General features: G+C 63.7%; 17 protein-coding genes. 8 read left to right on the forward strand and 9 right to left on the reverse strand.

What is annotated here, in order from left to right; translation table 11 throughout:
• Window positions 1–33 precede the first annotated feature (33 nt).
• Window positions 34–867, forward strand: a complete 834-nt coding sequence (locus tag AC0IYS_RS13225; protein WP_471705575.1) for a hypothetical protein — start codon at window positions 34–36, stop codon at window positions 865–867.
• Window positions 868–903: 36 nt separating this feature from the next.
• Window positions 904–3,153, forward strand: a complete 2,250-nt coding sequence (locus tag AC0IYS_RS13230) for an acylase (RefSeq protein WP_471705576.1) — start codon at window positions 904–906, stop codon at window positions 3,151–3,153.
• Between the two features lie 91 nt (window positions 3,154–3,244).
• Here the strand turns inward: AC0IYS_RS13230 and AC0IYS_RS13235 are convergent, their stop codons facing one another.
• The gene (locus AC0IYS_RS13235) at window positions 3,245–5,500 is read right to left on the reverse strand and encodes a PhoX family protein (protein ID WP_471705577.1); all 2,256 of its coding nucleotides are present in this window, start codon (window positions 5,498–5,500) and stop codon (window positions 3,245–3,247) included.
• A 297-nt stretch (window positions 5,501–5,797) separates the two neighbouring features.
• Here AC0IYS_RS13235 and AC0IYS_RS13240 point away from each other — a divergent pair, with 297 nt between their 5' ends.
• Window positions 5,798–6,874, forward strand: a complete 1,077-nt coding sequence (locus tag AC0IYS_RS13240) for a M23 family metallopeptidase (RefSeq protein ID WP_471705578.1) — start codon at window positions 5,798–5,800, stop codon at window positions 6,872–6,874.
• 12 nt (window positions 6,875–6,886) lie between these two features.
• Here AC0IYS_RS13240 and AC0IYS_RS13245 read toward each other — a convergent pair whose 3' ends face one another.
• From AC0IYS_RS13245 to AC0IYS_RS13255, 3 genes are read right to left on the reverse strand one after another with little or no spacing between them, the layout of a single operon-like run.
• Complete coding sequence (locus AC0IYS_RS13245) at window positions 6,887–7,252, reverse strand: HNH endonuclease family protein (protein ID WP_471705579.1); 366 nt, start codon at window positions 7,250–7,252, stop codon at window positions 6,887–6,889.
• Window positions 7,253–7,302: 50 nt separating this feature from the next.
• Window positions 7,303–8,478: a trans-sulfuration enzyme family protein gene (locus AC0IYS_RS13250; protein ID WP_471705580.1), complete on the reverse strand. Its 1,176-nt coding sequence runs from the start codon at window positions 8,476–8,478 to the stop codon at window positions 7,303–7,305.
• A complete protein-coding gene (locus tag AC0IYS_RS13255; protein WP_471705581.1) occupies window positions 8,475–9,842 on the reverse strand; it encodes a pyridoxal-phosphate dependent enzyme in 1,368 nt (455 codons plus the stop codon). The genes AC0IYS_RS13250 and AC0IYS_RS13255 overlap by 4 nt, the downstream gene beginning before the upstream one ends.
• A 144-nt stretch (window positions 9,843–9,986) precedes the next feature.
• On the opposite strand from AC0IYS_RS13255, the gene AC0IYS_RS13260 reads away from it, so the two are divergent.
• Together AC0IYS_RS13260 and AC0IYS_RS13265 are read left to right on the forward strand one after the other, a co-directional pair.
• Window positions 9,987–10,541: a thymidine kinase gene (locus tag AC0IYS_RS13260; protein WP_471705582.1), complete on the forward strand. Its 555-nt coding sequence runs from the start codon at window positions 9,987–9,989 to the stop codon at window positions 10,539–10,541.
• A gap of 119 nt (window positions 10,542–10,660) precedes the next feature.
• On the forward strand, window positions 10,661–11,836 hold the full coding sequence (locus AC0IYS_RS13265; protein ID WP_471705583.1) for an acetyltransferase domain-containing protein: 1,176 nt from the start codon (window positions 10,661–10,663) through the stop codon (window positions 11,834–11,836).
• Between the two features lie 125 nt (window positions 11,837–11,961).
• Here the strand turns inward: AC0IYS_RS13265 and AC0IYS_RS13270 are convergent, their stop codons facing one another.
• Complete coding sequence (locus tag AC0IYS_RS13270; RefSeq protein WP_471705584.1) at window positions 11,962–13,314, reverse strand: MFS transporter; 1,353 nt, start codon at window positions 13,312–13,314, stop codon at window positions 11,962–11,964.
• Between the two features lie 246 nt (window positions 13,315–13,560).
• On the opposite strand from AC0IYS_RS13270, the gene AC0IYS_RS13275 reads away from it, so the two are divergent.
• From AC0IYS_RS13275 to AC0IYS_RS13285, 3 genes are read left to right on the forward strand one after another with little or no spacing between them, the layout of a single operon-like run.
• Complete coding sequence (locus AC0IYS_RS13275; RefSeq protein WP_471705585.1) at window positions 13,561–14,064, forward strand: MarR family winged helix-turn-helix transcriptional regulator; 504 nt, start codon at window positions 13,561–13,563, stop codon at window positions 14,062–14,064.
• The gene (locus tag AC0IYS_RS13280) at window positions 14,061–15,764 is read left to right on the forward strand and encodes an FAD-dependent monooxygenase (RefSeq protein WP_471705586.1); all 1,704 of its coding nucleotides are present in this window, start codon (window positions 14,061–14,063) and stop codon (window positions 15,762–15,764) included. The genes AC0IYS_RS13275 and AC0IYS_RS13280 overlap by 4 nt, the downstream gene beginning before the upstream one ends.
• 57 nt (window positions 15,765–15,821) lie before the next feature.
• Window positions 15,822–16,340, forward strand: coding sequence for a hypothetical protein (locus AC0IYS_RS13285; protein ID WP_471705587.1), 519 nt, complete (start codon window positions 15,822–15,824; stop codon window positions 16,338–16,340).
• Window positions 16,341–16,380: 40 nt separating this feature from the next.
• Here AC0IYS_RS13285 and AC0IYS_RS13290 read toward each other — a convergent pair whose 3' ends face one another.
• The 4 genes from AC0IYS_RS13290 to AC0IYS_RS13305 form a co-directional block, all read right to left on the reverse strand.
• The gene (locus AC0IYS_RS13290) at window positions 16,381–16,818 is read right to left on the reverse strand and encodes a copper chaperone PCu(A)C (RefSeq protein ID WP_471705588.1); all 438 of its coding nucleotides are present in this window, start codon (window positions 16,816–16,818) and stop codon (window positions 16,381–16,383) included.
• Complete coding sequence (locus tag AC0IYS_RS13295) at window positions 16,815–17,429, reverse strand: SCO family protein (protein ID WP_471705589.1); 615 nt, start codon at window positions 17,427–17,429, stop codon at window positions 16,815–16,817. The genes AC0IYS_RS13290 and AC0IYS_RS13295 overlap by 4 nt, the downstream gene beginning before the upstream one ends.
• Window positions 17,430–17,514: 85 nt before the next feature.
• On the reverse strand, window positions 17,515–17,874 hold the full coding sequence (locus AC0IYS_RS13300) for a DUF2946 family protein (protein ID WP_471705590.1): 360 nt from the start codon (window positions 17,872–17,874) through the stop codon (window positions 17,515–17,517).
• 35 nt (window positions 17,875–17,909) lie between these two features.
• Complete coding sequence (locus tag AC0IYS_RS13305) at window positions 17,910–19,964, reverse strand: TonB-dependent receptor (RefSeq protein WP_471705591.1); 2,055 nt, start codon at window positions 19,962–19,964, stop codon at window positions 17,910–17,912.
• Between the last annotated feature and the right edge of the window lie 100 nt (window positions 19,965–20,064).

Here is a 20,064-nt window from a genome sequence, read left to right on the forward strand (position 1 = left end):
GTGGCCCCCGCCCGCCGGTATTCAAGGACAGATATGCAAATCAAAATTAATGAAGTGCTGCGCGCCTACATCGAACCGCTCACCGAGAGCGAGTACGCGGCGCTGGAACGCAGCATCCTGGTCGAAGGCTGCCGCGACGCGCTGGTGTTGTGGCAGGACGTGCTGGTCGACGGCCATAATCGTTATCAAATATGCCAGCAGCACGGGATTCCGTTCAAGGTCACCGAGAACACCAGCTTCCAGAACCTGGACGACGTCAAGCTGTGGATGATCGATAACAATCTGGGCCGCCGCAGCATTTCCGACTACCAGCGCGGTGTTCTGGCGCTGCGCAAGAAGGAAATCGTCGCCGCCCGCGTGGCCGAACTGATGGCGGAAGCGGCCGCGGAGGACGCGATGATCGCGCCGCCGGAAGGCGACGCGGCCAAGCCCAAGCCGGCGGCCATGCCGTTGGCGTCGCGCGAGGACATCGCCCGCGCGGCCCGTTTGAGCAGCGCGACCATCAGCCAGATCGAAAAGATCCAGAAGACGGCGACGCCGGAGCTGGTGGAGGCGGTCCGCTCCGGCACGATCTCGATCAACGCCGCCGCCACGGTGGCGTCGCTGCCGGAAGCCGACCAGGTGGCGGCGGTCGCCGGCGGTAAGAAGGAGTTGCAGAAGGCGGCAAAGGAAGTGCGCGAACTGCGCGCCGCCTCGCGTCCCGCCAAGGAGCCGAAGGAGGCCAGGGAAGGCGGCGATTATCGTCCAATGACCGAGGTGGACGAGCTGCGCGCCGAGAACGCGTCGCTCAAGGAGAAGAACGCTGCGCTGCGGGCGGAGATCACCGCGCTGCAATTGCGTATCTCGGAGTTGGTCGACGCCAGCTGATGTTGTAACCACCTTCCACCGCCCGGAGTCCAGTCCATGCCAAGTATGCGTTCCATGCTGCCGTTGATCGGTTTTGTTTCGATGGGGGCGGTGGCGGCGCCATCGCCGCTGGTTTTGTCGGCGACTTTGCCGGCGCGTGAGATGTCGGCGGTGGAGGCCAAGCGCCTGAAGGCGCAGGCGCAGCGGGTCACCATCCTGCGCGACAAATGGGGCATCCCGCACGTCTACGGCAAGACCGACGCCGACGCGGTGTTCGGTTTGATGTACGCGCAGGCGGAGGATGATTTCCGCCGCGTCGAGCGCAATTACATCAACGCCATGGGGCGGCTGGCGGAAGTGGAGGGCGAGGCCGAGCTGTATCGCGACCTGCGCATGAAGCTTTTCATCGACCCAGTCGATCTGCAGGCGCAGTACCAGCAAAGCCCGGCGTGGCTGAAAAAGCTGATGGTGGCCTTTGCCGACGGCTTGAACTACTACCTGGCCACGCATCCCGAGGTGAAGCCGGCGCTGATCACGCGCTTCGAGCCGTGGATGGCGCTCAGCTTCAGCGAGGGCAGCATCGGTGGCGACATCGAAACCATCGATTTGAAACAGCTGGAGGCGTTCTACGCGAACGGCGCCAGGTATCCGCTGGCGCCGCCGGTGCTGCTGTCGTCGGCGCCGATGGAGCGGCGCAGCGATCTCGATAAGGAGCCGGGCGGATCGAACGGTTTCGCCATCGCGCCCGCGCTGACCAAAAACGGCCGCGCGCTGCTGCTGATTAATCCGCACACGTCGTTCTATTTCCGTCCGGAGGTGCAGGTGCAAAGCCGGCAGGGGCTCAACGCCTATGGCGCTGTCACCTGGGGCCAGTTCTTTGTCTACCAGGGCTTCAACGACCGGGTGGGCTGGATGCACACGTCCGGCGGCGGCGACGTGATCGACGAGTACATGGAAACGGTCACCGAAAAAGATGGCCGCTTCTTCTACCAGTACGGCACCGAACAACGCGCACTCAAGTCGGTGGACATCACGCTGCCTTACAAGACCAAGGACGGCATGGCCAGCAAGGTGGTCAAGGTGTATTACAGCCACCATGGCCCCATCGTGCGGGCCAGGGACGGCAAGTGGATTTCCGTGCGGTTGATGAACGAGCCGCTCAAGGCGCTCACGCAATCGTTCATCCGCACCAAGGCGCGCAACTACAAGGACTTCTACAAGTCGATGGAGCTGCGCACCAATTCGTCCAACAACACGGTGTACGCGGACGCGGACGGCAATATCGCCTACTTCCACGGGAACTTTATTCCGAAGCGCGATCCGAAATTCGACTGGAAGCACCCGGTCGACGGCAGCGATCCGGCCACCGAGTGGCACGGACTGCATACGGTCAAGGAGACCATCTCGCTGTTCAATCCGAAGAACGGCTGGATACAGAACACCAACAACTGGCCGTACACGGCGGCCGGGCCGTATAGCCCCAAGGCCAAGGACTATCCCGCGTACATGTCGATGAATCCCGAGAACCCGCGCGGCATCCACGCGGTGCGGGTACTGGAGAACAAAAAGGACTTCACCATCGCCAGCTTGATCGCTGCCGCCTACGACACGCAGCTGCCGGCCTTCGAGCCGCTGTTGCCGCAGTTGTTCGCCGCCTACGACGAACTGCCGGCAGACGATGCGCTCAAGGCGTCGCTGGCACCGCAGATCGCCGCGCTGCGCGGCTGGGACATGCGCTATTCGCTGACATCGACACCGACATCGCTGGCGATCTACTGGGTCCAGGATCTGACGGCCACGTATGGACCCGTCGCCAAGACCGGGGAAGTGCTGGTGCTCGATTACATCCAGGCGGCGCTGACGCCGCGCCAGCGGCTGGAGGCGCTGGAGCGCGCCTCGGCCAAGCTGACCGCCGATTTCGGCACCTGGCAAACGCCGTGGGGCGACATCAATCGCTTCCAGCGTTTGACCGGCGACATCGTTCAGCCGTTCGACGACAGCAAACCGAGTTTGCCGGTGGCGTTCGCGTCCGCCAACTGGGGATCGCTGGCGGCGTACGGCATGACGTCCAAGCAGACGACGAAGAAGATCTACGGCGAGCGTGGCAACAGCTTCGTGGCGGCGGTGGAATTCGGGCCTCGCATCACGGCGCGCAGCGTGCTGGCCGGCGGCCAGAGCGGCGATCCGGCGTCGCCGCACTTCGCCGACCAGGCCGAGATGTATGCGCGCGGGGAATTTAAGGAAGTCTTGTTCTACAGGAGCGATGTCGAAAAAAACCTCGAGCGCCGGTATCATCCCGGGGAGTGACCCAGGAGTTGCGTCCACATCGCGTTCTACTGATAAAAAGGCCCGGCCGCATTGCACGACCGGGCCTTTTTCAATTCACTTCAGCTTAGCATCAGCTGCCGATACGGCCGCCATCGTTTTTGGTGATGACGATGGTGGCCGAGCGTGGACGCTTGCCGGCGCCGTAACCGGCGTTCGACGGCCACTGGCTGGTGTACTTGGTCGGGTCGTTGATGTTGGCCAGCGAAGTGGTCTCGCCCGGATGCTGGATGTTGATGAACATCGTCTTGCCGTCCGGCGTTTCGGTGATGCCGGTGATTTCCGAACCCGCAGGGCCGACCAGGAAACGCTTGAGCGTGTCGGCGGTCGGCTTCTTGCCGATGAAGGTGTCGACGGCCAGGGTGCCGCCGGCGGTGGTGGTGTAGTTCAGCGTGGACTTGGCGCCGTCGCCGACCTTGCCCGGTATCGCCGCCAGCATCATGCAGTTGGTGACATCGGTGTAGGCGCCATCGTCGGTCTGGATCCAGCAGATGCCGGTGTATGGGCTGAACGCCAGGCCGTCAGGGCTGGAGAAGTCCTGGTCGGCGGTGAGGCTCGACAGGTTGATCTTGCTGCTGTCAGCGCCGCTCTCGGCGCCGAACAGGTACACGTCCCACGTGAAGCTGGTGGCCGCGGCCGCGCCGGTGCCTTCCTTGAAGCGGATGATATGGCCGTTCGGATTGCCGTTTTGTGCGGTGGTGCCTTTCATGTCGGTGTAGGCGCGCGGATTGGCGCCGTCCGGGGCCAGTTGCGACGAACCGGTCGGATTGACGGTGCGGTTCGAGTTGTTCGTCAGCGTGTAATAGATCTCGCCGTTGGCCGGATTGACCGAGCACCATTCCGGACGGTCCATCCTGGTGGCGCCGACCGCATCCGCCGCCAGGCGCGTGTTGACCATGATGTCGGCCAGGTCGGCGAACTTGTAGCCGGCGTAAGCCGTGATCAGCGCGTTCGACATCGACAGCTCGATCCACTGGCCGGTGCCGTCGGCGGCCAGCTTGGCCACATACAGTTTGCCGGAGTCGAGGTATTTGTCGCCGGTCGCCATGCGGTCGGTCGGGTTGGCGTCCGCCGCCAGCCAGGTGGCGTTGGAGACGAATTTGTAGATGTATTCGTTGCGCGAGTCGTCGCCCATGTAGACGGCCAGTTGCTGGCCGACGGCCGGCACGCTGAAGGCGGCGCTTTCGTGCGCGTAGCGGCCCAGGGCCGTGCGCTTGCGGATTACCTTGGTCTTGTCGTAGGCGTCCATCTCGACGATGTAGCCCATGCCGTTCAGTTCATTGCGGTAGTCGTCGCTGCCGTCGGCCGACACGCCTTTTTTGCTGATGTCCCAGCGCGCGTACTTGTCGTCGGTGCCGGCGGTTTCCCAGCCGTGGCGCGAGGTGGAGCCCTGGTTGCGGCCATAACGCTTCAGCGCGACGACCGATTTGTCGCCGCGGGCGGCATCGTCGGTGGCGCTACGGGCGAAGTAGCCGGCCCAGTTTTCTTCGCCGCTCAGGTAGGTGCCCCATGGGGATTTGCCGGTGCCGCAGTTGTTCAAGGTGCCGCGCATCTTGGTGCCGGTCGGCGAATACTTCGTCACCACCAGCGCGTTGCCGCGCACCGGGCCGGAGATTTCGATGTCGGTGAGCGGGGTGACGCGGCGGTTGAACGCCGAGTCGTTGACGGTGGCCCAGGTGGTGCCGGTCTTCTTCACTTCGACGACGCTCAGGCCGTGGACAGCCACTTCCTTGTCCACTTCCGCGGCGGGACGCGGCAGCGAAGTGGTGCCGCCGTTCACGTGCAGGAAGTGGGACGCCAGTTTTTCGTCGGTGGTCGCTTCGTGGTTCATCGCCAGTATGCCGCGCTCTGCGCCGGATGCCAGCGGCGCGCCCGTTGCGGACAGGCCGAAGTATTCCATGCCGTCGTGGTGGTCGCCGGCGCGGTTGTCGAAGTCGGTGTCGGTGCCGTCGTTTTTGTAGGCCGGGGTGGCGGCGCGCAGCGGGTCGCCCAGCGCATAGATCGCGGTGGCGGTGTAGCCGGCAGGGACCGAGACTTGGTCGGCCAGGCTTTTCGGCACGGCGGTGAAGGCCAGCAGTTTTTCAGTCGCTACCGGCGGAGGCGCAGGCGTAGGCGGGGCGGTCGGTCCGACATTGTCGCTGCCGCCGCAGGCGCTCAAGCCCATCGATCCCATGATCGCCGTGGCGGCCGTGACGGCGCCGCCGCGCAGCATGTTGCGGCGGCTCATGCGCGCGGCCAGAATCGTGTTGAAGTGTTCGCTCGGCGAGGCGTGGCTCTCGATATCATCCGCATTGAGGGAAGTGCGGACCAGATCGTTTGGCTTGTTCATTGGGTGGGTTGTCCTGTAGTGACATGGTTAAAATGGCAAGCGCATGATAGCCAGCCTTTATGACGTGACTGTGACAAGGTGATGACAAAATAGTGACAGTCGGTTTGTTTGCATTCTGGCAGCGATATTAATAATGCTTGTCTTGAGGTAATGACTTAGAATGTTATTTTTTTGTTCATTAAGGCGAAAATGTTAATGTCAACGCGCGCGATGCATGCGCTTGTTTTGAGCGCCTTGGTGGCCATGTCGGCCCGGGCGCAGACGGCTGCGGATTTTCCCGCGCCACAAGGATGTGACGTGATCGCCAACGGCGCGGGTGGTGCGGCAGCCGAGGCGCGCGCCATGCCATTCCCGCCGACGCAGCTCGAGGTGCGCACGCCGGCGGCGCCGACGCTGTTTCCCGCAGCCGGACGAAACTACCTGCTCTACGAACTTTATCTGAGCAATTTCTCCGACGAAGCCATGACAGTGCGTGGCGTCGAGATTCTGAACGCCGACGACGACAAGATGCGGGTCGTCGCCGTGTTGAAAGAGCCGCAGGTGAAGGAACGCCTGCGGATGGTCGGTGGCGAGGAGCAGGGTGGCGCCACGCGGCTGGGCGCCGGCCAGGGCGCGATCGTTTCGCTGTGCCTTGCGTTCGACAAGACGGCGGCGCCGGCAAAGCTGCGCCACCGCGTGCTGCTCGATGGCGCCTTCGCCGACGGTCCGGTGATCGCAACCCGTTCGGCCAGGCTGCAGGTGGTGGGCCGTCCGCTGGCCGGATCGGATTGGACGGCCGATAATGGTCCGAGCCTTCATTCGCATCACCGCAAGGGTGTGTTTGTCGCGGGCGGGCTGGCGCAGAACGCGCGGCGCTACGCGATCGACTGGAAAATCTACCGGGACGGTGAGATCTACAGCGGCGACGCGCGTGACGTTCGCGCCTACCATGCATATGGTCGCGACGTCATCGCCGTGGCCGGCGGGTGGGTGGTCGGCGCCAGAAACGACATGCCGGATAATATCCCGCGCACCAAGGACGGTTTCACGCCGGCCGTGCCGCTGACGATGGATAACCTGGCCGGCAATTTCATCACCATCGATTTGGGAAATGGACAGTACGCGCAATATATGCATCTGCAGCCGGGCAGCGTGCTGGTCAAGGCGGGTTACAGGGTCCGCAAAGGGCAGTTGATCGCGCGTGTCGGCAATTCGGGCGACGCGCGCGTGCCGCATTTGCACTTCCAGGTCACCACAGGCACGGATATCCTCGATGGCGAAGGCTTACCCTATCTGTTCGACCGCTTCCGCATGCGGGTGGGCGAGGGCAAGTGGGAAGTCCGGACGCGCGAGTATCCGCTGGATGGCGCGGTGATCGATTTCGGGGCCAACTAGCCGGGCAGGCGGCTAGTTGACGAGGGCCTGCTCCTGCTGGACCCATTCCAGGTTGGCGATGGTGTTGTTGCGGACATTGCCGTCCTTGTGGCGCACGCCGGTCAGCCGCCCGGGGTTGGGCAGGTAGGCTTCGGCCACCAGTTCATGGACCCAGAACTCGCCCACGCGGCTGCCGCCGCGCAGCTTGACCTTCAGGCCCTCCGGATAGATCACCGGGCGCAGCACGTTGACCTTGGCGCCGCCGGCGACCATCACGCGGCCATCCCTGGAGACTTTATAAAAGCCGCTCCCCGGGATAGGCCGCGCGCTGGCGACGCCTATCGAATAGACACAGGCGATGACGACGACGCCGATGAGGATGAAGACGAATTCCAACATGGTTGCGATCTGGTTTCAGGCAGGGTTGTTCACGTTGCGGATACTAGCACCTAAATCGCATCGAGCGAACCGCGAATATCGGCCCTTAAATCCTCTATATCTTCGATTCCGACCGACAGCCGTATCAGGCCGTCGCCAATTCCCAACACCGCGCGCTGCGCCGGCGGGATGGTGGCGTGGGTCATCAGGGCAGGATGCTCGATCAGGCTCTCGACGCCGCCCAGGCTTTCGGCCAGCGCGAACACTTCGCAATGCTCGAGGAAGCGGCGGGCGCCGGCCATATCCGTGTTCAGATCGATCGAGATGATGCCGCCGAAGCCTTCCATCTGGCGCTTGGCCAGCGCGTGCTGCGGGTGCGATTCCAGGCCGGGGTAGTAGACGCGGCGGATTTCCGGCTGCTGCTCCAGCCAGCGCGCCAGCTCCAGCGCGCTGCGGCAGTGGCGTTCCATGCGGATCGCCAGCGTTTTCACGCCGCGCAAGGTCAGGAAGCTGTCGAAAGGCCCGGCGATGGCGCCGACCGAGTTTTGCAGGAATCCCAACTGTTCGCGCCACGCTTGCTGGTGCGCCTCGGCGCCGACGATGGCGATGCCGCCGATGACGTCCGAATGGCCGTTCAAATACTTGGTGGCCGAATGCACGACGATGTCGAAACCATGTTCCAGCGGGCGTTGCACCAGCGGGCTGGCGAAGGTGTTGTCGGCCACGGCGATGATGCCGCGCTCGCGGCAGATGGCGGCGATGGCTTTGAGGTCGGCCAGTTTGAGCATCGGATTGGTCGGCGTCTCGACCCAGACCATTCTGGTTTCCGGCTTGATCGCGGCCAGCAGGTTGTCCGGGTTGGTCAGGTCGACGTAGGTGAAATCGTGGCCGGCGCTGCGGCGGCGCACCCGTTCGAACAGGCGGTAGGTGCCGCCGTACATGTCGTCGCCGGCGATGATGTGCGAGCCGGCGTCGGCCAGTTCCAGCACCGTCGATATCGCCGCGAGGCCGGAGGCGAAGGCGAACGCCTGGGCGCCGCTTTCCAGGTCGGCGACGCAGCGCTCGAGCGCCCAGCGCGTGGGATTGTGAGAACGGCCGTAGTCCAGGCCTTTGTGCACGCCGGGGCTCTCCTGCACGTAGGTGGAGGTGGCGTAAATCGGCGGCATGATGGCGCCGGTCGACGGATCGGGCGACTGGCCGGCGTGGATCACGCGCGTCGACAGGGCTTGGGCGGCTTTTTTAGTCAAGATAGTGTCCTTCGGAGATGGTTGAGCAGGTCGAAGCGGGTGATCAGCCCATAGAAGATGTCGCCGTCGGCCACCACCGCCGTCAAGCCGCGATCGAGCACCGCGCGCAATGCATGCAGGTCGGCCGATGGATGCAGCGTCTCGAGGCGGCGCGTCATCGTCGCGCCGACCGGGTTGGCGAAACGTTCGGGTTGCGTGTCGACCGTCAGCAGCAGGTCCGATTCGTCGATGATGCCGACCAGCCGCCCGGCGGAGATCACCGGCAGCTGCGCCAGGTCGGCGGCGCGCATGCGGTTGAAGGCGATCAGCAGCGAGTCTTCCGGCGAGACGCTGACCACCTGGCCGGCGTCGTAGCGGCGTCCGATCAGGTCGCGCAGGTCGCGTTCCTGCGGGCGGCGCAGCAGTCCCTGGTCCTGCATCCAGCCGTCGTTGTAGACCTTGGACAGGTAGCGGGTGCCTGTGTCGCAGACGAAGCTGACCACTCTTTTCGGCGTGGTCTGCTCGCGGCAGTATTTGAGGGCGGCCGCCAGCAGGGTGCCGGTCGACGAGCCGCCCGGTATGCCTTCCTCGCGCAGCAGTGTGCGGGCGCTGTCGAAGCTTTGCTGGTCGGTGATGGTGTAGGCCTTGCGCACGCCGGTCATGTCGGCGATGGCGGGAATGAAGTCCTCGCCGATGCCTTCGACCGCCCACGAGCCGCTGGTGCCGGACACGCGGCCGGTTTCAATGTATTCGGTCAGGATCGAGCCTTGCGGGTCGGCCAGCACAAATTCCAGCTGCGGGGCGACGCGGCGGAAGTAGCGCGTCAACCCCGTCAACGTGCCGGACGAGCCGACGCCGACCACGATGGCGTCGACGTCATGGCCGGTCTGCTCCCATATTTCCGGCCCGGTGGTGGTTTCGTGCGCCAGCGGATTGGCCGGGTTGTTGAACTGGTCGGCAAACCAGGCGCCCGGGGTTTCGGCGGCCAGCCGCGCGGCGAAGTCCTGGTAGTACTCCGGATGGCCCTTGCCGACGTCGGAGCGGGTGGTGCGCACCTCGGCGCCCAGCGCCTTCAGGTGCAGCACTTTTTCCGTCGACATTTTGTCCGGCACGACCAGCAGCACGCGGTAGCCCTTGAGCCGGCCGACCAGCGCCAGACCGAGGCCGGTGTTGCCGGCGGTCGCTTCGATGATGGTGCCGCCGGGTTTGAGGCGGCCGTCGGCCTCCGCCGCCTCGATCATCGACATGCCGATGCGGTCCTTGATCGAGCCGCCGGGGTTTTGCGATTCCAGTTTGAGGAATAGTTGGCAGGGGCCGGTGTCGAGACGGGTAATCTCGATCAGTGGCGTGTTGCCAATCAGGGTAAACAGTGCGGGGGTGCGCATAAGGTCTCCTTGCTGCTTTTCAGGCAAGTATGCGCTTTTTTCCATCGATGGGTGCGTCTCTTAGGCGATGGCGCTGCCCAACCGGGTATTTCCCCGGTTTATAATTCCGCTCTTGAGACGGCACACATTTGAAGGCAGGCGGCAGTGGCAAAACTTTATTTTCGATACTCTGCGATGAACGCGGGCAAGTCCACGGCGATGCTGCAAGTGGCGCATAACTATGAAGAGCAGGGCCAGCAGGTGCGCCTGTTCACGGCCGCCATCGACAACCGCTATGGCGTGGGGCAGGTGACGTCTCGGCTGGGCCCGCAGCGCCAGACCGAGGTGTTCGACCTCGACACCGATTTCCTCCTCCGGATCGACCAGAAGATCGCCTGCCTGCTGATCGACGAGGCGCAGTTCCTGACGACGGCGCAGGTGCAGCAGTTGCATCAATTGGCGCAGGTGCGCGGCATCCCCGTCATCACTTATGGCCTGCGCACGGACTTCCGTGGCGAGCCGTTTCCCGGCTCGGCCTATCTGCTGGCGCTGGCCGACGATATCGAGGAACTCAAGAACATCTGCACTTGCGGCAAGAAGGCGACCATGAACATCCGCGTCGACCAGAACGGCAAGCGCATGAAAGAGGGCGAACAAATCAGCATCGGCGGCAACGAGACTTATCGGCAGGCCTGCGGACGCTGCTTCTATTCGGAATAGGCCGGCGCCAGCACTGCGGCCACCCACGCACCGGAGACCTCGCATAGGCTTTAACGCAAGTCAATTGCGTTGGCGTGTATAATGCAAGTCCATTGTTAAGCTTAGGTTCGGCGAGTGACATGAGTGTGAATGCGACTGTAAATGACAGAAGGGCGCCGGCGCTCGGCGCGCGCGTGGCGTCGATCGACGTGATGCGCGGGCTGGTGATGATGGTGATGATGCTCGATCACGTGCGCGAGCGGTTCTTCCTTCGCTGGCCGGTGCCCGATCCGATGGACATCGCAACGATCGAACCGGCGCAATTTTTCGGCCGGTTCGCGGCGCACTTCTGCGCCCCGATCTTCGTGTTCCTGACTGGTTTGTCGGCGTGGCTGTATGCGCATCCGGCAAGCGGAGCGCGTTCGGCCACCGGCTTCCTGCTCAAGCGCGGGCTGTTTCTGGTGCTACTGGAAATCCTGGTCATCAATGTCTCCTGGAGCGGGCGGTTTCCGCCAGCAACCATTTACCTGCAGGTGATTTGGGCGATCGGCTTGTCGATGATCGCGCTGGCGCTGCTGCATCGGCTGCCGCGCAAGGTGCTGGCGGCGCTGGGGTTAATCATCGTGTTCGGACATAACCTGCTCACGCCGATCTCGTTCGAGCCGGGTAGCTGGGGCTTCGTCCCCTGGACGATTTTGCACGACCGCGGCTTCCTGGTAGCGGAAGGCGCAATGAAAATCAAGGTCAGTTATCCGCTGCTGCCGTGGATCGGCGTGATTTTGCTGGGCTACGCGGCCGGCCCGTGGTACGCCAAGTCAACGCAGCCGGCGCATCGCCGCAAGACGCTGCTGATCGCCGGATGCGTATCGATGGCGTTGCTGCTGGTGCTGCGCGGCTTGAACATCTACGGCGAAACGCTGGACTGGGTGTCCGGCGAGACGGCGCTGCGCACGGTGATGTCGTTCCTGAACGTGACCAAGTATCCGCCGTCGCTGGCGTTCCTGCTGATCACGGTGGGAGGTGGATGCCTGGTGCTGGCGTGGCTGGAAGGGCGCGACAACGGCTTCTTTCGCGTGGCTGCCGTATTTGGCGGTGTGCCGATGTTCTACTATCTACTGCACCTGTTCACGCTGCTGTCCCTGCAGGAGGCGGCGCTGGCGCTGCTCGGCGCCAACTACGGCGGGCGCTACGAGTTCGACAATTATTGGGCGGTGTGGCTGATGTCGGCGGCGTTGATACCGCTGATGTACTGGCCGTGCAAAGTGTTCGGCCAATTCAAGCGCCGCACCACGATGGCCTGGGTCAAGTATCTTTAAAGCAACTCCGGGGTCAGGTCCACCATTTCTACACGAGCTGATCCGTCCGGAACATAGTCCCCGACGGGGTCGGCACCGACGCTTCAGCCCGTGTAGAATTGGTGGACCTGACCCCGGATCTGGGGTTAGGCCGCGGCCGGCAGCTTGGTGAGCACCGGCGTTTTGAACTCGAAACGCTTGATCTCGCCCACCATCAGCACGTAGCAGAGGATGGCGACGGCGGCGTTGGCGCCGACGAACACCAGCGCGCCGGCGAACGAGCCGGTCTCCTGCAAAATGTAACCGATGACGATCGGCGTGGTGATGCCCGCCGTGTTGCCGAAGGTGTTGAACAGGGCGCCGCTCAGGCCGCCCGCTTCCTTCGGCGAGGTGTCCGCCACCACGGCCCAACCCAGCGCGCCGATCCCTTTGCCGAAGAACGCCAGCGACATCACGGTGATGACCAGCCAGTCGGTTTCAACGTAGTTGCAGATGATCATGGACATCGCCAACAGCAGACCGCAGACGATCGGCGTCTTGCGCGCCACCGACAGCGAGAAGCCGCGCTTGATCAGGCGGTCCGAGATCACGCCGCCCAGCACCCCGCCGAGGAAACCGGCCACCGCCGGCAGCGCTGCCACAAAGCCGGCCTTTAAAATCGTCATGTGACGCTCGGTGACCAGGTAGACCGGGAACCAGGTCAGGAAGAAATAGGTCAAGGTGTTGATGCAGTACTGGCCGATGTAGACGCCCAGCAGCATGCGGTTGCCCAGCAGCTGGCGAATCGCCGAGCCGGTGTCGAGCTTGGTCGTGGCGACCGCCTTGTCCTTGCTTTCCAGGTCGATCAGCGCGCCGCCCTCCTTGATGTAAGCCAGCTCGGCCGCGTTGATGCGCGGGTGATCTTTCGGGCCGTACACCATCTTGAGCCAGATGAACGACATCAGGATGCCCAGGCCGCCCATGACGTAGAACACGCTTTCCCAGCCGTGGGTGTGCACCAGCCAGCCCATCAGCGGACCGAACAGCACCGTGGCGAAGTATTGCGCCGAGTTGAAGATGGCGGCGGCCGTGCCGCGCTCGGCGGTCGGGAACCACGACGAGGCCAGCCGGCTGTTGCCGGGGAAGGAGGGCGCCTCGGAGGCGCCGACCGCCAACCGCAGACAGAACAGCGCGGTCAGCGCGGCGGCCCCGGTCAGGAAGCCGACCGTGCCCATCAGCAGGGTGAACAGCGACCACATGAAGATGCTGAAGAAATAGGTGATCTTGGTGCCGAAGCGGTCGAGCAGCCAGCCGCCCGGCAATTGCGCCAGCACGTAGGACCAGGCGAACGCCGAGAACACATAGCCCATCTGCACAGGAGACAGTCCCAGCAGCTTTTTCAGCTCGGGACCGGCGATGGCGATGGTGGCGCGGTCGGCGTAATTGATGGTGGTGACTGCGAACAAAATCGCCAGGATGAGCCAGCGAACTTTCGTCGCTTTTTCGTTTTGTGGGGCCATGCTATCTCCTTACTAGTGTTGTTGCGCCAATCATAGCGTAGATATCAGACATCATACAACAAGATATCCGACTATTTTTGCACGGCGGCGCCGTGATAACCGGAGTGTAATAAAGCCATCAAAATCAACAGGTTAAACGATTTCCTAAAAATTACTCGGCATTCAATGTTGTATGACAACCCCCGGTTTGAGCACAGCACCCTCGCGCACGATTGACAGCATGTTGTCAACATGGTGAGATGCTGCATGACGAAAAATAACGATCCCTTACTGATACGCGAACTGGTCATCACGCTGTTCGCCACGAACGGGCGCCTGGTCGAAGCGGGCAACGCGCTGGTGCGCCCGATCGGCTTGACCACCGCCTGGTGGCAGGTGCTGGGCGCCCTGGGCTATTCGCCGGTGCCGCTGCCGGTGGCCCATATCGCCCGCAACATGGGGCTGACCCGCCAGGCGGTGCAACGCGTGGTGGAGTTGCTGGTGGAGCGGGGCTTTGTCAGCCTGGAAGCCAATCCGCACCATCAGCGTGCCAAGCTGGTGGTGCTGACGCCCGCTGGCAGCGCCGCGCTGCGCGCCGCCGAGGCGGCCGTGGCGCCGCTCGACCGCCTCGTCATCGACCGCATCGGCGCCGCCCGGGTCGAGACCGCGATCGCGGTGTTGCAGGAGCTCAAAGAGGGTCTGGCCGAAGCGCTCGATGCGCCAGCGGCCGCCACATCCATAACGACATCACCACCAAAGGATTTGCCATGACCACCTTTTCTCGCAAGAACGGCTTTGACGCCGACGTCATCATTATCGGCGGCGGCCCGGTCGGCCTGACGACCGCCTGCGCGTTGGCGCACCACGGCGTCGACTTTCGGATCGTTGAACAACGCCGCGAACCGAAGCCGAATTCGCGGGCGAACAACCTGTGGGCACGGCCGCAGGAGCTACTGGCCAGCATCGGCATCCGCGACGCGCTGGCGGAAAAATCGTACCGGATCACGCAGGTGAACACGATGCTCAACGGCAAAACGGTCGATCCGATCCATATCGCCGAGGTCGCAAGCCCTTATCCCCAAGTGTTGTACAGCGGCCAGGACGTGATCGAAAAAACCCTCACCGAGCAAATCGCCGTCCAGGGCTGCACGCTGGAGCGCGGGCGCAAAGTGGTTGGATTCGAGCAGGATGCGGAAGGCGTGACCGTGACCCTGGCCACGGTGGGCGCGGACGGAGAACAGACGGAAGACGGGCCTGTCGAGCAATTGCGCTGCCGCTACCTGATCGGCGCCGATGGCGGTGAAGGCTTTGTGCGCAAGCAGCTTGGTTTGGCGTTCGAGCCGGAAAAACTGCCGGACTGCATGAACCGCCAGGTCGACGCCAAGTTGAGCTGGCGGCGCTCGACCGACTTCGATCATCTGTGGTTTTTCTATTATCCACACGGCTTTTGCGGCGTGCTGCCGGTGTGGGAAGGCTATCACCGCCTGTTCTTTCTGTCGGACGACGCCGGCCTGCCCGAGCGCGATCCGACGCTCGAAGAGATGCAGGCGATCGCGCGCGAGGTGACGCAGGATGAGACGCTGACCCTGACCGATCCGATCTGGCTGACCCACAGCCGCTTCCAGCATGGCGTGGCAAAAGGCTACGCCAGGGATCGCGTGCTGCTGGTGGGCGATGCCGGTCATGTGACGCTGCCGGCGGGCGGACAGGGCATGAACGCAGGCCTGCACGACGCGGTCGGCCTCGCCTGGCGGCTGGCCATGGTCCTGGGCGGCAAGGCGCAGCCGGTGGTGCTGGAATCCTACGACGCCGAGCGCGGCGGCGAGCACCGCCGCCTTGATGCGCAACAGGAGCAGGGCTTCCGCAACAGCGTCTATCGCGGCGCCGTCAAGGACGCCGCGATGGGCGTGGCGGCCAATTTTCTGCCCAATATCGGCGCGCTGATTCAAGGCACAGACGATCTGCAGCAATTGTCGGTGGCTTACCCGGACAGTCCGCTGAACGAGGACCATCTGGGCGGCCTGCGCGAACTGCTCCATCGCCGGGCGCCGCATCCCGGCGAGCGGGCGCCGGACGCCGACGTGATCGCGGCCGATGGCAGTTCGTCGACCTTGTTCGGCCATCTGTACAATCCCGACGGATGCAGCTGGGGCTGGGCGTTGCTGGCGTTCGACGGGCAACAGGCGCAAGCCTTGCCGGCCTTGCGGATCGCGCTGGCAGGCGTGTCCGGCTGGGAGTGGGTACGGCCAAGACTGGTGCTTGGCGCGGCGGTGCCGCAGCCCGGCGAGGCGACCGTTTTGTCCGACCTCGATGGCGTCGCGCATGCGGCGTACGGGGTAGGGGGAACGCCCGCGCTGATACTGGTACGGCCGGACGGCCATATCGCCTTCCGCGGCCCCGGCGACAAGCCCGACCTGCTGTGCGCCTACTGTGAGAAAATATTCGGCGAAGCGTCAGCGAAAACCGCCTAAAAGGCTGGCATCGGGCGCGAAAATTGACGCAAGCCGCGTGCCGTGCGACGATGACGCATGATGATCACTTTCGCCAACCTGGACGCTGCCGCAGCCATTGTGCCCTCTGGATTGCTGGTGTTGAGCTGGTGGTGTGCCTTGCGCAGCGTGCGCCATTCCGGCTGGGGGATCGCGATATTGACCCTGGTCGGCACCATCAGCCACGAAGCGTTGCACGCGCTGGTCGGCTGGGTTTGCCGCGCCAAACCATCGTCTTTCTCGATCGTTCCCAAAAGGCAGAGGGACTGCTGGGTGCTCGGCTCGGTCAGTTTTAGAAACCTCAACATCTGGAATTCGGCGCCCGTGGCGTTTGCGCCATTGTTGCTGGCGTGGGTCGGGTGGCTCGCCTTCCGGCATTGGACCGGCCCGGCGTTCGACGCGGGGCATTATCTTAGCTGGGTGCTATCGGGCTATATCGTCGCGGTGTGCCTCTTCTCCTGCATCCCGTCGCACATCGATTTCCGCATGGGAGCGCTGTCGGGGCTGATGTATGCATGCTTCGCGGGACTGTTGTGGGCAGTCTTCCTGGTGAGCTAGGGATGGCGCGCTGCGTGCATCGCCATCCCTCACGCGGTGCCTAGTGCTTCATCGGCGCGCTGTTCAGCGGCCGCACGGGAGCGTCCACCACGATCTTGCTGCGCACCTTCTGCGCGTTTTCAATCTCCAAGGTCAGCGGCACGGTGGCGCCTTCCTTCAGCGGCTGCTTCAGTTCCAGCAGCATCAGGTGGTAGCCGCCGGGGCTGAGCTTGACCGGTTTGCCGGCCGGCAGGTCCAGCGCCGTGATCTGGCGCATGCTCATGACGTCGTCCACCATTTTCATCTCATGCACTTCGACCACGCCGGCGGCCGGCGAACTGACGCCGACCAGTTTGTCGCCTTGCGTCGAGGTCAGGGTCATGAAGGCGCCGGTGGCTTTTTGCGCGGCGACGGTGGCGCGCACCCACGGTTCGCCGACGGTCACCTGGGCCAGGGCGGGGAGGGCGGCGAGCAGCAGCAGGGAGAGCAGTTTTTTCATTGGAATAGTCCTTTCAGGAAGCTGGTTGGTCGTGCGGGCGCCATCAGTTTGCGCAGGTCGTCTGCGCATTGCTGGGCGGATTGGTCATGTTTGAACGCGAGCCGGATCTTGCCTTCGGCGTCGAACACGTAGGTGATGGCGGTGTGGTCCATCGTGTACGAGCTGCCGCTGGGCACCTTGCGATAGAAGATTTTGAAGTCGGCGGCGGCCTTGGCGGTCTGCGCAAGATTGCCGCGTACACCGACGAAGGTCGGATCGAAGGCGCGCATGTATTCGGCCAGCAGCGGGCCGGTGTCGCGTTCCGGATCGACGGTGGCGAAGACGATTTGCAGCTTGTTGCCGTCGGCGCCCAGCAGGCGCTTGATCTCGACGGCGCGCGACAGCGCCGTCGGGCACACGTCCGGGCATTGGGTGAAGCCGAAGAACAGCATCACGTATTTGCCCTTGAAGTCGCGCAGCGAGGCCGGTTTGCCGTCGGCGTAAAACAGCTGATAGTCCGGCCCGATGGCGGCGCCGGTGACGTCGATGCCGTTGAAGGCCGGCGCGGCCATGGCTGGCGCCGCCGCCACCAGCATGGCCGCGAGCGTGGAGATGAAATACCGTCGTTGCATAGATATCCTGTCGATGATGAAAAGGCGTGCGCACGCGCGGCACCCGACATGGGCGGGGCGGCGTATCGTGCGCGTCAAGCGAGGGTCAGGACAGCGACGGCGGGCCGCGCGGCTTGGCGCCGGACCAGGCGGCCAGCGGGGAAGGCGACAGATAACCGAGGGATGGGTAGGCATCGTGGCCGTCCAGCAGTGCGACCAGCGCCGGAATGGATGGCGGCGGCGCGGCCGGGGTGGGGTGGGTGGCGCAGAACACGCAGTGCTTCATGCCGGCGGCCGGCATGTCCTGCGTGCGCTTGGCCGGGCTGGCACTGCAAATGTCCAGCGTCAGCGGATCGCGCAGCAGCGCCGACATCGCCTGGCCGAGCGCCGGCGTCAACAGATTCAGCAAGATCGCGATGCAGACGATCAGACTGGTGCGGCGCCGGTGTTTGAAGAGGTTACCCATGTGCTAATTATAGGTTAAAACCGGTGTGCGCCCATTCACTCGATCTTTTTCACCAGGCCCACGTAGATTCGCCGCGCGACGAAATGATCGAAGCCGGCCTGGCGGAAGGTGCTCGTGTCGGTCGTGTGGGTGCGCCTGCTGCCATCGAAAATGTCGTTGGCGTTGACGGTCAGGCTGAGCGACTTGGTCATCGCGTGCTTCCAGGTCAGGTTGACACTGCTGGTCGCGCCGAACCGGCCGAGCGGGGAGATGCCCGAAGACTGGCCATGCGCATCGAGGGATAGATCGTCCGGCCCCAAGCTGTATGCCGCCCTCAGGTTGAGATAGCCCGCGATATCGTGCTGACGTACGAGACCGGAGAGGTCCGGCGTCCGCAGCATCACGCGATAGACGCCGCCATCCATGCCCAAGTGCAGCGTCGCGTCGGGCGTCCAGGTGACGGCGCCGGTAACGCCCGCCGAGCTGGCCTGCCCGCCATTCTGCTTCGACGTGAGAATCACATTGTCGGCAACACTGCGCGCATCGGTCACCGTATCGCTGCTGCTGCGATAGAAAGCGGTAAGGCTGCCGGTGAGTTGCGCCGCGCTCGCATCGGTGCCGATTTCCCAGGAGGTCAGCTGTTGCGGCTTCAGGCCGGGATTGCCACGGCTCAGGTTTTGCGCATCGACATAGGTCGTGAAGGGGTTGAGATCGCGCGGATCGGGCATTTGCAGGCTGCGGCGGTAGCTGAGGGTCACGTCGGTTTTGTCGCTCATGGCATAGCGCAGGTGGAGGCTGGGGTTGAACGCCTGCCGATGTTGTGTCGACATGCCGCTGTCCGCCGGGTTCACGCGCAGCGCCATGCGCTCGGCGCGTCCGCCCAGCAGCGCTTCCCATTTTCCATGCGTGATCTGGTCGGTCAGATAGGCTGCGGCCACAGTGGTCCTCACCGCGTAGCCGTTGGTGGTGGCGGGATCGGCAGTCTCGGCGCCTGTCGCGGGCTCGACGGATGCCTGGTAGTTGTCGATGTTGTCGACCTTGTCCTGCATATCCAGGCCCATGCCCAGTTTGCCGTATGCCGACGGGCGGCTCCAGTCGACGGTGGCCTGATTCAGGCGGCGCGTCGACCTGGTGGCGCCGCGACTGTGGTCGGTCGGGCTTAGCGGGAAGACGAACACGTCACGGTAGGATTTGTCGATCAGGCCCTTCGTTTCGCTGTGCTGGAACGCCGCCTTGAGCGCGGTGCCGCCGTCCTGGTGGCTGTAGTTGAGGCTGGCGCTGCCGTCGGACTGCTCGTTGGGGCCGGTGGAGATTCGGTGATAGATACTCTCCCCGGCGCCAGTGCGGTTCTCGTTGAGCACGTCATACACCGGACGCGAGCGGCGCTGGTTATATTTCGTCGACAGGCTGATGCTGTCGGTATCGTTAAGCGTGTAGTCGACGCCCAGGCCCGCGCTTTGGACGATGCGGCGAACGAAGACTTCCGACGTCTGGCGGGTACGCCGGGGTTCGCCGGCCAAGGGATTATTCCAGTCCACCGTCGATGCGCGGATTTTGTCGGCGCCGTCGTGGCGCAGCGCCAGGTTGCCATGCACGCCGACATCCTTGTTGGTCACGTCGCCAGACGCGCCGACGTTCCACAGGCCGTGGTCCGCCGCGCCGCCCTGGATCTGGGCGTGGGCGCCGGGCTTGCGGTTGCGCTTCAAGACGATATTCAGGATGGCGCCGCCATTGGCATTGTAGGCGGCCGAGGGATTGGTGATGACCTCCACGCTGGCGATATCGGCGCCGCTCATTGTCTGCAGCGCCGTCGCCCGCTCGTCCGCCGATCCGGACATCATCGCCGTCGGCTTGCCGTCGACCAGGACCGTGACCTGCGGGTTGCCTTTTACCGCGATTTGCCCGTCGGCCGACATCGATAGTTCGGGTGTCGATTGCAGAACATCTTGGGCGGTGCCGTTCGCCGCCCTCGGCACATTGGCCACATCGTAGACGGTCTTATCGAGTTTTTTGACGACCGGTTCTTTTTTTGCGGTGACCGGGACAGTCGCCGCAAGAGGCGATGGCTCTTCCTCTTGGGCCAGCGCTGCCATTGGAATGGTGATGAGCATGCATAGGACGAATCGGTTTTGGTGCGCAAGAGCCTTCAACATCCTGAACTGTGCAATCAAGGGGATAAGCATATTGAAATTCTGCATTGCGACGAAAATG

The sequence above is a fragment of the Duganella sp. AC237 genome, from assembly GCF_979254035.1.

Coding starts and splice junctions, on each gene's coding strand:
- AC0IYS_RS13305 (WP_471705591.1), bottom strand. CDS start 19,964: ATGCTCATCACCATTCCAATGGCAGCGCTGGCCCAAGAGGAAGAGCCA.
- AC0IYS_RS13225 (WP_471705575.1), top strand. CDS start 34: ATGCAAATCAAAATTAATGAAGTGCTGCGCGCCTACATCGAACCGCTC.
- AC0IYS_RS13280 (WP_471705586.1), top strand. CDS start 14,061: ATGACCACCTTTTCTCGCAAGAACGGCTTTGACGCCGACGTCATCATT.
- AC0IYS_RS13245 (WP_471705579.1), bottom strand. CDS start 7,252: ATGTTGGAATTCGTCTTCATCCTCATCGGCGTCGTCGTCATCGCCTGT.
- AC0IYS_RS13265 (WP_471705583.1), top strand. CDS start 10,661: ATGAGTGTGAATGCGACTGTAAATGACAGAAGGGCGCCGGCGCTCGGC.
- AC0IYS_RS13255 (WP_471705581.1), bottom strand. CDS start 9,842: ATGCGCACCCCCGCACTGTTTACCCTGATTGGCAACACGCCACTGATC.
- AC0IYS_RS13285 (WP_471705587.1), top strand. CDS start 15,822: ATGATGATCACTTTCGCCAACCTGGACGCTGCCGCAGCCATTGTGCCC.
- AC0IYS_RS13230 (WP_471705576.1), top strand. CDS start 904: ATGCCAAGTATGCGTTCCATGCTGCCGTTGATCGGTTTTGTTTCGATG.
- AC0IYS_RS13295 (WP_471705589.1), bottom strand. CDS start 17,429: ATGCAACGACGGTATTTCATCTCCACGCTCGCGGCCATGCTGGTGGCG.
- AC0IYS_RS13270 (WP_471705584.1), bottom strand. CDS start 13,314: ATGGCCCCACAAAACGAAAAAGCGACGAAAGTTCGCTGGCTCATCCTG.
- AC0IYS_RS13275 (WP_471705585.1), top strand. CDS start 13,561: ATGACGAAAAATAACGATCCCTTACTGATACGCGAACTGGTCATCACG.
- AC0IYS_RS13300 (WP_471705590.1), bottom strand. CDS start 17,874: ATGGGTAACCTCTTCAAACACCGGCGCCGCACCAGTCTGATCGTCTGC.
- AC0IYS_RS13290 (WP_471705588.1), bottom strand. CDS start 16,818: ATGAAAAAACTGCTCTCCCTGCTGCTGCTCGCCGCCCTCCCCGCCCTG.
- AC0IYS_RS13235 (WP_471705577.1), bottom strand. CDS start 5,500: ATGAACAAGCCAAACGATCTGGTCCGCACTTCCCTCAATGCGGATGAT.